Below are 12,143 nucleotides of genomic sequence, written 5' to 3'. Positions count from 1 at the left end.
CATGTCCCACTCTGCATTTCCTACCCAGGCCGAAGTCGAGGCATTTCTGACCAGTGTTAGCGCGTCGTTTGGGTCGTACGACTGCAGTGGGGACCTTGCGGCGGCCATCGGAATCGTCGAGCGCGAAACCGGCTGGCTGCCGTTCCTGATGGACGCGGCCGACGTCACACGGACGTTCGATCCGCCGATGCTGTCGGTCCAGGGCTTTGCCAGTCCCAACAACGGCCTGATGGTGCCGCTCCGAGCGGGCTTGCTGTCGGTCACGTCGGTGGTGGTCGATTCGACGCCGCTGGTGCAAAACCAAGACTTCTGGCTAGAGCCGAGCTACCGCCTGCCGTGGAGCTGGATCAAGTTTCGGACCACGTATATTGCGCCGCCGCAGTCGCTGGCGATCACCGGGAAGTGGGGCTATTCGGCCACCGTGCCCGACGATCTTTGGACCGCAGTGCGGGACTACGCGGCGTACCATGCGCTCTCGAACCTGCAGGCGTCCACCCTGGCGAGCCCGCTGGATAGCTGGACCGAGGCGGACATCAAAGAGAACTATGGCAAGAAGGACACGGTGGACCTTTTGGAATCCAAGCTGAAGCAATTGACGATGGCCTGTAAGGCTTATCGACGGAACGTCTGACCATGAGCTACACGCTATCGCCACGCCAGGTTTCGATGTTTACGGAGCTGGTCAGCATTTTGGAACCGAACGAAGGCGGAGGAATTTCGTACACGGGCAAGACGTATTCGGTGGTCGAGACGGACATCCGGATGATGTACTGGCCGACCGATAACTTCGACACCCACCAGGACGCGACGCAGTTGAAGGAAACGAATATTTTCACCTCCGACCGGTGGCATGCGCACTCCTCGCAGACGAACATCAAGTCGGATAACGTGATCTACGTTCAGACGGGCGTTCGGGCCCCGACGGGATCGTTTCATACCATGAGCGGGGCGGCTAAGCCTCTGGCTCGACGGGCGTTGACTCAGCAGGTTTACACCGCGCCGGCGCTCGATATCGATCCTTCGCAGATCACGAGCGGGGTGCTTCCGTGAGCGTTTTTCAGACCGACGTGCGCGACGAAATCGCGGCTCTGGTGGCCAGCACCCTCTCCGTCGATGAGAGCACGATTTACAACTCGATTACGGCCGCGCGGCTGAACCTGCTGAAGAAGATCAAATCGGGCGGCATTGCGCTGCCGATCTACATCGTCGAGGCGGGCGAGTTCAATCCTGACGACGAGTGGGGGGCCGATTCGCAATCGTACCGATGCCCGGTTCAGATCATTGCTGTCATCTCATCCAAGGTGGCCGACGCTCAGGCCGTCGCGCAGACGAACCTGGAGGCGGTTCGGCAGGCGATCGACGCCCCGGGGGCCTCGACGACCAGCTTTCAGTCCGTGGAGTTCGGGCTGATCACGAGCGGCGTGACGGACGACAACCTGATGGCGCTGGTGCAAGGCCAGCTCGATACGGTGGCGGCAACGCTGACGTGGAAGCCGGGTCTGCTGTGCGGATCCAGTGTGTAGACGTCGAGTCAGACCATTTTTGCGGCGGCGTAAGACCCGTCGAACCCCGAATCTTTGCCGCGATGGCGAAGGTCGGAATCAACAGTTTGGACCGTTCGGTCCAGAGAGCAATCAAGAGGTAACTATGGCAGACATCAAAGTTATTGAACCTGTGCCGGAAACCGGCGGGTTCATTGGAAAATCGTTCCTCCATGCCCTTCCTGAAAATCAGCCAAAGACTACCGAGGCGGGGGAAGGCAACGACCAGGCAGAACCTAACAAGGAAGACTCTTAAATGGCAAGCGTACTCAGATACCTTCGTGGCCGCGACACAACGGTCCTCACCATTACCGCGCAGGATGTGTCTGTCGCCGGTGTGCTGTCCGACACTGTGGGAGGCAGCGGCTCTCTCATCGGCGGTCGTCTCGACGGTTGCCGAATTGGTGGGCACAACGTCACCGACATGATCATGGCGGTGGACGACACGGTTGAAAACAACGTTCCGCTCTACACGTCGTTCAACATCGAAGTCTCGGAAATCCTGACCCAGAAGACAGGAACGGGCGGCATCGCGTTGGGCGATGCCGCAAACTACGAACCGCTTCTGCCTTACCTCTTTTGGAAGGCCCCTTCTGGCACTTCGACCTATACCTACTTCAAGATCACGATCACCAAGGGTGGGAAGACTTATACCGTCTACGGAGTCAAGGACAGCATCACGGACGGGGTTTCTGGACAAGGAAAGCAGGTCGTCACGATGACGCTCAAGCCGGTGAACCCGAACTTCGACGGTACCTCCCTTTACGTGAATTACCAATAATCTATATGCCGATTATCAACCCAAGCCTACTCAGCCCTATCGAATACAAGTCTGAACGGTACGAATTCATCGACCCGAAGCAGTCCCAGCCGTGGGTGATGTTTCTTCGCTCTCCCGACGATCTCGAACTGGGCGCGGCATCCGACATCGAGCAGGAAATGACGGCGAGATTCGTCACCGGAGGTTGGACCGACGACCGAGGACGTCTGTGGAAAGACCGCGACGTCTTTAAGGACGTCTGCGGCGTTGAGCGCACCTTGTCGAAGGAGGTTATTTGGTTTTCTTGCCGACTCTACGTCATGCAAGATGTCGATAACCCAAGCGACGCCTACACGCCCGAGCAGATCGCGGGCATGATTCCGTACTATCCGACCGCGATGACGGAGATTAGGAATGTGTTTGTGGATCTTTTGAACTCCCCAAAAGACGGAACTCCCAGTACCGCGCCCTCGTAAACCTCTGCCTGAACGATGGGGCCGGGAATCATCCGGTCCCCATCCAGCATACGGCTAACTGCCTGTCCTACATCGCCGAATCGCTTTGGCGAATGTCGAATGGCAAGCCACTCGACGAACCCCCCAAGCCCATTGCCGAGAAATGGCTTCTCGACATGATCGACCGGCGAGGTGAGGTTGAGGAAGACGACCCTGAACCAGAGGTCGACGTGCCGACGTACTTCCTCGAAGACTTTGGAACCGTTGTCAATGAGCACCAATAAAGGCTATCAAATTTCCATCTCGATGCCCGGAGAAAAAGAGACTTTGGCCGCACTCGAGAGTGTTGCGGCCAAGATCGAGGATGTGGCGCGGCGAGCCGCTTCGGCCATCGCGGGCATTCAGGCGAAGACGCCTGCGAACCCGTGGGCCCGTCTGGATGCGGCGAACGACTCGCTGAGTCAAATGCGGGCGCAAGGATCAAGCGAGGACGAACTTCGGGTCTTTCGGCTGGAGCAGGTGCGCGCCCAGAGGGCGGCCTCTCGGGCCGATAAGGACCTTGCCGGTCCCGAGGACCCGCTGAAGAAAATGATCATGCAGACCCAACTCAAAATTGGGTCCTGGCAACCGAAGGTCGGCGACCTGGTCAAGAGCGGACTGATCAACGAGGGCAAAGTGGACGGCTTCATCTCGAAGCTGGGGCAAAACCCGGCGATGATGGCGACCGTCACCCGACTTGCGATGGCCATTCCGGTCGTCGGCGCCGCGGCTGCGGCGGCCGGGAGCTTTGCCGTGTCTTCTTACAATACGTTTATGGAGAACACCCGCAGTTATGGGAATGCGGCGTGGCGTGCGGGAGGATTTGGCTCGCTTGGACCGGCTACCGGTCTCGGGAGCTTTGCCGGTATGAACCCCGGACAGACGGCGGACGCAGCGAATTCGCTTTCGCAGGCCCTCCAGAAGGGCGGATATGGGGCGGCATGGATGCGCCAACGCGGTGTGATCGACATGGGCGACCTTCGCACGCCGGACAAGTTTCCGAACCTTGTGAAGGCGCTCGATCTGCTACGTGCCGAAAAAGACGAGGCGACGGCGGCGACCGTGGCGCGCCAGCTTGGCCTTTCGGATTGGATGAGCATTCGGTACCTCAATGACGATCAATACGACGCGATGAAGAAATCGACGATGGTTCAGTCATCCGAGTTTATGCAGGCGATGGGAGCCAAGCAACAGGCAAACATGGCTCAGCTTGGGAATGGTTGGGACGCGATGAAGACCTCCGTGGGGTTCGCGATATCGTCGATGTTGACGGGTGACTTCAGGCCGATCGGAGCGTCGATCAGGGGATACTTTGGCGACTACGCAGGCGCCGCCAAAATGATGAATGAGTCGGTTGGAACCGGGAAAAACAAGGATGTCAAGAAGGCAATCGACGAGAATACCGACGCCATCGTTGCAAATACCCGCACGATTAAGGAGGGCATGGACCTGCAGGGCGGCGCAACCGGAGCAAGAAAGGCAACCATGCTCGCCCTCAAGGGAATGCAGTTCGATGAACTCAGCCAGGGATATGCTCAGTCGATTGGAGCGTTTAAGTTCTAACCCCCCTTATCGACCCATGCGGCCCCGCTCTTATCAACCGTAACCTTAACTTCGCCGGATTTGATTTTATTGAATTCATCCCCGGCGGATTCTCTCATTTTCTGGCGAAGTTGCTCGGAAAGTTGCGCTTGTTCCATTTCTTGACGAACGACATGCGCCGCGGCCAAATCCTTTCGGTCTTCGGCTGAGAGTTTAGTCTCTTCATTCATGCGTTTGGCATCATGCCAGAACCAAAATGACACTAGCAAACTGCCAAACACGGCGACAGCTATAGAGAGTCGTAATAGGAAGGTTTTGGTATTCATAGCCCGATTCTAGCAGGATTTTGAGAATTTATTAAAAAACCTGGCATTTGGTCTTATCCAGGCCCAGGTATTTCCGAGGCGTTCTTTCTTTAGCCAGTGCCACGGCCGAAAAACCTGTCCCTCAACCAGTCCAGAAACCGCGTGGATAGTCGGTACTAGTCTTTACCACGCACAGAACCACCTTAGCACACCATGAGTAACGGAATCACGCCAGATCGGACCACGGTCGTCACTCTCGACGCGCCAGACGTGTTCGTGAAGGAGCCGAGTATCTTCATTGAGCTTGCGCACGACAAGATCGCATCGATGCCATCGCACAATTACTTTGGCGCAAACTTTCTTGACGTACTTTCAAACGTTGCTTCAAATATCTCCTTTCTCCCCGGCAAAGGGTGGCAGATTGCAAGTCAGGCGCAAGTTGGGGATCGGGGGGTCGAATATTCAAGCTGGGGTTCGGCTGCTATCGAACTCGCTTCGCTTTACATAACAATTCAGGCCCGTAAAACTTACCGGTCCAATAACGATCTACCGGGCGTTTCAACGGGCACCAATCAGGCCAGTACCGGGCGCATTCGCTACCAAATGGAGGTTGCGGCTGGTGATTCGTTTGATGTCGGGCTCGATGCAGACGAAGCAGCTTTCCCACCTCCTGGGATTAATAGTGTTCAACCTCTTAGGAGGCGAGCGGTCAGTGCCAACGACTTATTCCCGACCGATACAATCATCTACAGCTTGGAGGCAAAAGGTGTTGACAAGATGTCGGCAATTTCCCGCATCTACTTCACTAACGTTCCTGGCAGCACTGAAACGGACGGAACGAAACGCGGCACGGGCCAATATGCGCTTACTCTGTTCGGAAATGGGTTCGCTCTCCTGCATGAAAGGCTTCTAGACCCCGCCACTGGGACTTACTCTTGGACAAACCGATTCAAGTTTGATTTCTTCATTGAGCCGTTCCCTTTCGGAATTCATCACACGTTCGTCATATGGTCGGATGCCGTTTATGCTGACGGGGTGTATGCGGGCTCAAAGATCATTTTTCAATGTCTAAACACTGGGGCTAATACCGACTGGGCGAACTGGCAAACGAAAACTGAGATCGATCCGACAAACAACGCAAGATTCCCTACCTATTGGGTGCCGAACGCTGGAGCATACGAGGCTATGCCCGAGAAGTTCCGGCTCGATGAGCGCATTGATGTCCGATCTCTTTGGTTTGTAGAAAGGCCGATGTACTATTCGTCGGCTTTTCTGATTACGCATGTCGTTGATGTTGGTTACCCGATTTCGTCTACCAATTCGCTCGTTGTTGAATGGTTTGGCGACAAGCCCGAAGGTACCGATGTAACGATTACCTGCTACGATGCAGAGACTAATACTGAACTGAATCCTACGTTCCCACAGACCAACTATTCCAGTTATGGGTACCGAACATTTGACCCCACCAATGGGCGGGTGGCGGATACTTCCTCTAAGAAGTACACTCGGCGAAAATACTACGCGATCATTTATCTCACGTCATCCGACAACCTCAAGACCCCCACGATTTCTCGGGTGAGGTTTTACCGGGCACCAGTTCTTAGCCAGACAACTACGACGCCATTCGAGCTTTCGACGGTCAACAGTATATCGCTTACGGGGCAGGATTCAGACCCGACACACGAGACGGGCCTAATTCAATGCACTGATTTTAAGGGCGAGCTTTCTACGCTCGATACGCGTTCAGGAATGGCAATTAAGGTCGAGGTTAAATACGACCCAGCGGACGACACCAAGGTTTCGAGCCTCTTTAACGGCTACGTCGTCCAAGCCAACAGAACCATTAAGGGAGGAACGACCGGAGCGGATTGGCCGGTTGACAACTGGTCTCAATACTCCATCACCTGTACGGGGGAATGGCAGAGACTCATGCAGGCGACGGCGAGCCAGCGATGGGACTTCACCATCGACGCCAGCACTACTTCGGATAGTAAGCGTTTGCCTTGGAAGATCACCGATATCATTCGTATTCTTCTTGGTGACTCTTACCTCGATGAGAACATCATCATTCCGGAACCGGCCTACCCTGTTCGTCTCTTCGGGCCCAGCAACGACACCCAACTTCTTGTCGTTGAGATGTTTACTCCGATTTACCCAGTCATCGCCAAGCTCGCCATGCTTTATTTGGGTGGGTGGCTTGTTTGGGATGGAAACGCATCGAACGCGACGGGTACGCCCTATAAAATGGGGGCATGGAGACTCTTAGTTCCACCAAGACCAGTGGATGGAGCATGGGTGAATCTTGCTCACTTCAAATCAACCCCATCACTTGCTTCTAGCACGGGAGTGAGGCTTCGAATGGGGTTGCCTTACCAAGAAGTTGAAACCGGGATTGGCGGCCAGGAGATTCAAACTTGCTGGATTCAAAAAGGGAGCTATCTAAGCTATGTCGTGCCGCCGGAAGCAAATGCAGTTTGGGTTTCAGGTACCGGGGTGAATGCAAGTACCGTGCCTTTGGCAATCGCATTCCAGGAACTTCAACAAGTCGCCATGCAATTTAAGGCGGCCGAGTTCTACCCGGACCAGCCTATCACGCCAGACCCAACGAACCCGGTTTACACGAACGGACGACCGGTTTGGATTTATTACGGGGATAACGAGCTCTGGAGCCAAGAAGCGGTCAATTTCTACACTCGCCGCATCTTTGATCTTGCTTGCCAGGCCCAGCAGCGGGTTAAGTTTACGGCACCCATGCTCCTAATCACGGACAAAGCGGATACGGACGCCGGGTACCAAAGGCAACCGAGGCCGCTTCGGTATGGTGATCCGGTACTCATTAACGGAGTCCAGCACATCATCGCCAACGTGAATCCAGATTGGACAGCCACTAGGGGCGGCACACGAAACATGCTTGCCAATTATGAAGCCTTTTTGCCAACAGACCTTGACCACTGGAAAACAGGAGGAACGATTCAATGAAAAGCCTATTCACTAGACGAAATGCCGTTAGAGACGTGACCAACCAGCAATTGGCGCTCCCTCCTGGATTTCGGAAAATCTTCTTAAGCCAATCGGTTGAAATGAGCGTCCAGAAACGGGCGCAGGGCGGATCGGGCTTAAATGCTCCAATCCAAGACAACGACCCCACTTCGCCGACCTTCGGAGAATTCTTCTTCATGGTCGGTTACGACTAGCCAATTGAGCCTCTATGCGATTCCTGCGACATCGGGTGGACTTTCGGTCCATTTTCACCCCGGCAAACCAACCGACGATTCGGTTTAGCCGCAGAAGAATGCCGCAATGAGAGACAAAACAGTGACGGTCACCACGTAGTTGTCTCGTTGCCAACTAACATAGGGTGAATACTTAAAAAATCTGCGCGCAAAGAAGATGGCGGCGAGTACGACAAGGTAGCACCACCACGTGTCACCAAGAAAATAGCCAAATCCTTCACCTTGCCGAGAGGGGTAAACCCTTGACCAGACACTCAGAACGTGTAGCTCCCAGCCTAAGTACCCACAAGGTGCAATGATGGCGATCGCTAAAACGCTCATGGCGATTTTCCATTCAGAACGATCGGAAGGGAACTTCATTGCCCGCGGATCCGAAGGGTCGATTGCAGAAATGGGCCTGACCTGTGGCTGTAGTTTAGGCGCTTGCCCGCTCTTCACTATTTGCGCAACGACTGCAGGGGAAGCTCCATCTAAAAACTGAGAATGCAACCACGCGCGGTCGATAGCGCCGACCGAAGTTCCGGCGCGTTCCACCATACGCATCCAGGTCTTAAAATCCATTGCATTCGATTTTAACCGGATTCCGCCCAAAACCTCCAAGTTCTAACCCTCGTAAAAAAACGGCGCCAACTCACCGAGCGTTTTCGTTCTTTTCGACGTGCTTTCGTCTTGAGCCAATCCTAGAAATCGAGAATCCTGTCACCAAACCCGTCAAGGGATCGGACGAAGACGAACCGTACCAAAAACAGGTAGTGGCAATGCACCCGACGATGTTGGGAGCGTTTTCCGTTTAGTGGAAACTCATGTTGTTTGAAGTTTGCGTAATCTCGATTTTGCCTTGATCCGAGATGCCAACAACCTGTAAATGACGGCATCCATCTCGTATGATGGCGGGGTCAATGGGGAAGCTGCTCCCAGTATTCAGCGAGAATGCCTTCTCTCCATGTTGCACCGATTCATAGTCAGGGCTGTCGGCGCAATCCAGTAGGTCGCCAAGGTAGATATTCGTTAGTTCAATAGTGGATGTATTCTTGAAATAGCAGTCTGGATTGACCCCGTCGTACCCATCTGTTGAACCTGACTTGCATTCGATTTCTCCAACGATTTGGGGCCTTGTAAGGGCATAGGCCAGAAATAGGCCCCCTACTAATAAGATCATGCCGGAAATCCAAATCACGATCGAATGCCGCTTGCCCTGATCCACGTTTGGATTCTAGCAGGATTGCCCAGGACCAAATCCTGGGGGAATCGATAGATCTTCGATGGTTCGCGACGAGCCATTCATACGACCTCGCCAACGTTTCTTCACGGTCGGATACGACTAATCAATTGAGCTTTTATGCGATTCCTGCGACATCGGTTGGACTTTCGGTCCAACAACCCCGGCGTGGTGATCTTGCGCATCCGGGGCGATGCCCAGATGGTCGAGGAACTGAAGACCAAGGTTTTTCCGCTGATCCGCCGGATTTTTGAGGACGCGAAGGCGAGAGAGCGGGGGGAAGCCCCCAAAAAGAAGCCCTGCGGGTGTGGCGGCGAATGATCCATAAGAACGAACCGGCGACCGATTACGAGCTGCTTTTGCCGTTCTCGGGAAGCGAAACTGGCCTAGCCACGGCGGGTCTGACCTACACACCTTATCTTCGGACGCTGTTGACCGAGCAGTGGGGCGACACCGGGACCGGGCTCAATATTGCGGGCGAGATTGTCAGCAATTTAGGCAGCTCGTCGCACAACGTTACGCTCGATAGTCCGGTTGGATCCTACGCTAGCGGGTCGGTGGCGGGGCTGCTTTCGTCGGCCTATCTGCGAATTTACATCACGGATTACCAACTCGTCGTCGGTTCGGATTGCTCGTATACGGTCAGTTGGTCGGCGATCGATGCTTACCTGAGCGTGAACGGAGGCGGCGAGAGCCACGTGGTGAGCTGGGGCAGCTATTCGCATTCCGAGGGTGCGGGAGCCTACGACGAGCGCGAGAACGCCACCATCGCCCAGCCGATCTTTGCCGAGCCGACGTGGTCGCCAACTTGGGATTGTTCGTCAGCTTTAGTGCCAGACACCGACGTGGAAGCGAGGTTCAATCAAGGCGGCTATCGGTACAAAGACGCGTTGGGTAGCTGGGTGTACGATCCGGTCACCTTCGACACCGGAACTGCAGGTGGTAGCAGTTGTGATTGCTACTATGATCTTCCTTCTATCGGCGCGACCGTCGATCAATGGTCCTATACCGTTGACGCGGCCATCAAACTTAGGTGGCGAACCTACGACGAAGCGGTCTCGACGTTTGACTGCCCTTGTTTGGACAGTCCGGCCAGCATGCACGGCACGACTTACCGTCGGCATCGAGAGGGAAGATATGAGTCGGCCGGCCCGATCTACATCAAAGACAAGCGGATCAATCTGGGGCAGGAGCAGGTCGGAACATCTTGGAGGTGTTCCGATACTGACGGTATTGTTAGTAGCTCGGACACAGAATATACGACTCCGTCGGTGTGGGAGTGCAAGTCCACGCGGTCAGTCGAAGTTGTCAGCGACAATGTTTTTTGCGTTCATGTCATTGGCGGAAACCCTTGCATCTTTGGTTTCGTGGACCCAAGCTGTTACCCGACGGGCACCAGCTATCACTGCACCTATCTGGGGACACGCGCGGTCAGCTATACGACCAAGCCACCTTGCGAGGCTCCGACGCTTCATGGCGTCTGGAACCTGTCAACTCGGGATCATCGGTTCCTTATCAGTTTCGTGGATGGCGAAGGGGCAAAGGTGCGATGGTGGACCTACACTTTGCCACGAGGGGATACTGGGCTCGCGACGGTTTCGGCTGATGCGCAATGCGAGCAGTGCCGTGTTTACGATGACAACCGCCTGCGCATTTATGCGGTCATTGGCAAGAACTCATCGGGAACGCTTCATTGCTACCGGTCTTGGTCGGACGATGGCGGCAAGACCTGGGCGGATTTAGAAGATATGGGAATCACGAATGGACGCTTCCCCACAGGGAGCAGCAGCCCTCTTGGCGACAGGCTAGAGGCGGCTTTCGTCTACGATTCGGGCACATCGGGGCCAGGGACGATCAAGGTTTTGTACCGCTCGGCGGGCGATACCTCGTTCAGTGGTCCGGCTACCTGTAAAGACAGCTCTGGAGCCAATCTCAGCTTCGACGATACTTCGTTTCATATCCACTTTGGCCAAGATACGGCGCAGCGCATCATCTTGTCCGCTCTCATCCATGGCGAGACCTCGCCATCGTCCTGGTTCTCAACCGATGCCCTTAGCGGGGGCATGACCTTCACCCGCTTCAGCTAAATCTATGTCCGCAGTAACTCCGACCGCTGCCGCGCAGCTCTTTTCTGCCGTGCCTGTCCCTATGACGCCGAGCGCAACGCCGGACATCGCGACTGTCGCGGTCGACGGCACATCGACGACGACCCGAGCCAAGACGATCAGCTCCGGGCTATTGGGCAACTACCTTGCCGCTTATTTTAATGACCACGCGGCGCGGCTGTGCATCCAGAGCCGTGGCGGAGCCCCGGCGGGCATCGTGAAGGGCTTCGATCTTTCTGGCGACACCACCAGCCTGACCCTGACGATTGCGGCCGGCCAGGCGTTTGCCCCCGACCTCGTCGAATCCATCGCTCAGACCAAGACGATGAGCTTGAGCGAGACGGCCGACGTCTGGCTCCTCGCCAATGGCACGGTCTCTAGCGGGGCGACGCCCTATACTCCGGTAACTTATGCAATCTATCTCGGCTCGGTGACGACCGATGGAACGGGGATCACCGCTATCGACTTCACCGGCGTTCTATACCTAGACGGCGGCCTGCCTTGGCGGGCATCGAGCGATCCGTTCAAACCGTCGGATTCGCCCACCAGTGAGTTCATGTTCGTGGCCAAAACTCTCTCGGCAAGGTGGCTATGGGATGGCTCGAAGTACCTGCATTTGGAGGACCGAAAGGCGACGGTTACCCTGACCGACGGCGCGACGATCGACACGAATGTCAGCCTGGGCGACATTTTCACGGTGACGCTTGGCGGAAATCGAACCCTCAATCTGCCGCTCAATCCCCGAGAGGGTCAGCGGTGCGCGTGGCTGTTCCAGCAGGACGCGACGGGCTCTCGCACGCTCACGCTCGATGCGGCCTTTAAGGTGCCGACCGGCATCACGGTGACGCTTTCGACCGCGGCGTCGGCTATCGACCTGCTCGAGGCGCGATATTCGTCGTTCGTATCCGGCTGGATCGTGACCAATTTCCAAAAAGGCTATTAGA

The 12,143-nt window shown here is 55.5% G+C and carries 13 protein-coding genes; 10 read left to right on the top strand and 3 right to left on the bottom strand.

Going from position 1 to position 12,143, the window contains the following annotated elements; genetic code table 11:
• The first annotated feature begins 1 nt into the window (after position 1).
• The 6 genes from GC165_07465 (at position 2) to GC165_07440 (ending at position 4,358) form a co-directional block, all read left to right on the top strand.
• A complete protein-coding gene (locus GC165_07465; protein MBI1332703.1) occupies positions 2 to 631 on the top strand; it encodes a hypothetical protein in 630 nt (209 codons plus the stop codon).
• A gap of 2 nt (positions 632 to 633) precedes the next feature.
• Positions 634 to 1,050 (top strand): hypothetical protein, encoded by a 417-nt coding sequence (locus tag GC165_07460; protein ID MBI1332702.1) that lies wholly within the window; start codon positions 634 to 636, stop codon positions 1,048 to 1,050.
• Positions 1,047 to 1,523, top strand: a complete 477-nt coding sequence (locus tag GC165_07455; protein MBI1332701.1) for a hypothetical protein — start codon at positions 1,047 to 1,049, stop codon at positions 1,521 to 1,523. Before GC165_07460 ends, GC165_07455 begins: the two co-directional genes overlap by 4 nt.
• A 274-nt stretch (positions 1,524 to 1,797) precedes the next feature.
• Complete coding sequence (locus GC165_07450; GenBank protein ID MBI1332700.1) at positions 1,798 to 2,322, top strand: hypothetical protein; 525 nt, start codon at positions 1,798 to 1,800, stop codon at positions 2,320 to 2,322.
• Between the two features lie 5 nt (positions 2,323 to 2,327).
• Complete coding sequence (locus GC165_07445; protein MBI1332699.1) at positions 2,328 to 2,777, top strand: hypothetical protein; 450 nt, start codon at positions 2,328 to 2,330, stop codon at positions 2,775 to 2,777.
• 285 nt (positions 2,778 to 3,062) lie between these two features.
• Positions 3,063 to 4,358 (top strand): hypothetical protein, encoded by a 1,296-nt coding sequence (locus tag GC165_07440; protein ID MBI1332698.1) that lies wholly within the window; start codon positions 3,063 to 3,065, stop codon positions 4,356 to 4,358.
• Here the strand turns inward: GC165_07440 and GC165_07435 are convergent.
• Positions 4,355 to 4,663 carry a hypothetical protein gene (locus tag GC165_07435; GenBank protein ID MBI1332697.1) on the bottom strand — a complete coding sequence of 103 codons (309 nt, stop codon included), beginning with the start codon at positions 4,661 to 4,663 and terminating at the stop codon, positions 4,355 to 4,357. The genes GC165_07440 and GC165_07435 overlap by 4 nt on opposite strands.
• Before the next feature lie 192 nt (positions 4,664 to 4,855).
• Between GC165_07435 and GC165_07430 the strand changes: the two genes are divergently transcribed.
• Positions 4,856 to 7,621 (top strand): hypothetical protein, encoded by a 2,766-nt coding sequence (locus GC165_07430; protein MBI1332696.1) that lies wholly within the window; start codon positions 4,856 to 4,858, stop codon positions 7,619 to 7,621.
• 299 nt (positions 7,622 to 7,920) lie between these two features.
• On the opposite strand, the gene GC165_07425 is transcribed toward GC165_07430, so the two are convergent.
• Together GC165_07425 and GC165_07420 are read right to left on the bottom strand one after the other, a co-directional pair.
• Positions 7,921 to 8,436 carry a hypothetical protein gene (locus tag GC165_07425; GenBank protein ID MBI1332695.1) on the bottom strand — a complete coding sequence of 172 codons (516 nt, stop codon included), beginning with the start codon at positions 8,434 to 8,436 and terminating at the stop codon, positions 7,921 to 7,923.
• Between the two features lie 229 nt (positions 8,437 to 8,665).
• The gene (locus tag GC165_07420) at positions 8,666 to 9,079 is read right to left on the bottom strand and encodes a hypothetical protein (GenBank protein MBI1332694.1); all 414 of its coding nucleotides are present in this window, start codon (positions 9,077 to 9,079) and stop codon (positions 8,666 to 8,668) included.
• A gap of 135 nt (positions 9,080 to 9,214) precedes the next feature.
• Between GC165_07420 and GC165_07415 the strand changes: the two genes are divergently transcribed.
• From GC165_07415 to GC165_07405, 3 genes are read left to right on the top strand one after another with little or no spacing between them, the layout of a single operon-like run.
• Positions 9,215 to 9,415 carry a hypothetical protein gene (locus GC165_07415; GenBank protein ID MBI1332693.1) on the top strand — a complete coding sequence of 67 codons (201 nt, stop codon included), beginning with the start codon at positions 9,215 to 9,217 and terminating at the stop codon, positions 9,413 to 9,415.
• Positions 9,412 to 11,181, top strand: coding sequence for a hypothetical protein (locus GC165_07410; GenBank protein MBI1332692.1), 1,770 nt, complete (start codon positions 9,412 to 9,414; stop codon positions 11,179 to 11,181). The genes GC165_07415 and GC165_07410 overlap by 4 nt, the downstream gene beginning before the upstream one ends.
• A 4-nt stretch (positions 11,182 to 11,185) precedes the next feature.
• Positions 11,186 to 12,142, top strand: coding sequence for a hypothetical protein (locus GC165_07405; protein MBI1332691.1), 957 nt, complete (start codon positions 11,186 to 11,188; stop codon positions 12,140 to 12,142).
• Position 12,143 lies beyond the last annotated feature (1 nt).

It is taken from the genome of Armatimonadota bacterium (assembly GCA_016125185.1).
In the GTDB taxonomy this organism is placed as follows: domain Bacteria; phylum Armatimonadota; class Fimbriimonadia; order Fimbriimonadales; family Fimbriimonadaceae; genus Fimbriimonas.
This window is presented reverse-complemented; position numbering and strand designations above follow the sequence as displayed.

Excerpts from the sequence above, each read along its gene's own strand:
- GC165_07465 (MBI1332703.1), top strand. The coding sequence starts at position 2 with ATGTCCCACTCTGCATTTCCTACCCAGGCCGAAGTCGAGGCATTTCTG.
- GC165_07460 (MBI1332702.1), top strand. The coding sequence starts at position 634 with ATGAGCTACACGCTATCGCCACGCCAGGTTTCGATGTTTACGGAGCTG.
- GC165_07450 (MBI1332700.1), top strand. The coding sequence starts at position 1,798 with ATGGCAAGCGTACTCAGATACCTTCGTGGCCGCGACACAACGGTCCTC.
- GC165_07445 (MBI1332699.1), top strand. The coding sequence starts at position 2,328 with ATGCCGATTATCAACCCAAGCCTACTCAGCCCTATCGAATACAAGTCT.
- GC165_07440 (MBI1332698.1), top strand. The coding sequence starts at position 3,063 with ATGCCCGGAGAAAAAGAGACTTTGGCCGCACTCGAGAGTGTTGCGGCC.
- GC165_07435 (MBI1332697.1), bottom strand. The coding sequence starts at position 4,663 with ATGAATACCAAAACCTTCCTATTACGACTCTCTATAGCTGTCGCCGTG.
- GC165_07430 (MBI1332696.1), top strand. The coding sequence starts at position 4,856 with ATGAGTAACGGAATCACGCCAGATCGGACCACGGTCGTCACTCTCGAC.
- GC165_07425 (MBI1332695.1), bottom strand. The coding sequence starts at position 8,436 with ATGGATTTTAAGACCTGGATGCGTATGGTGGAACGCGCCGGAACTTCG.
- GC165_07415 (MBI1332693.1), top strand. The coding sequence starts at position 9,215 with ATGCGATTCCTGCGACATCGGTTGGACTTTCGGTCCAACAACCCCGGC.
- GC165_07410 (MBI1332692.1), top strand. The coding sequence starts at position 9,412 with ATGATCCATAAGAACGAACCGGCGACCGATTACGAGCTGCTTTTGCCG.
- GC165_07405 (MBI1332691.1), top strand. The coding sequence starts at position 11,186 with ATGTCCGCAGTAACTCCGACCGCTGCCGCGCAGCTCTTTTCTGCCGTG.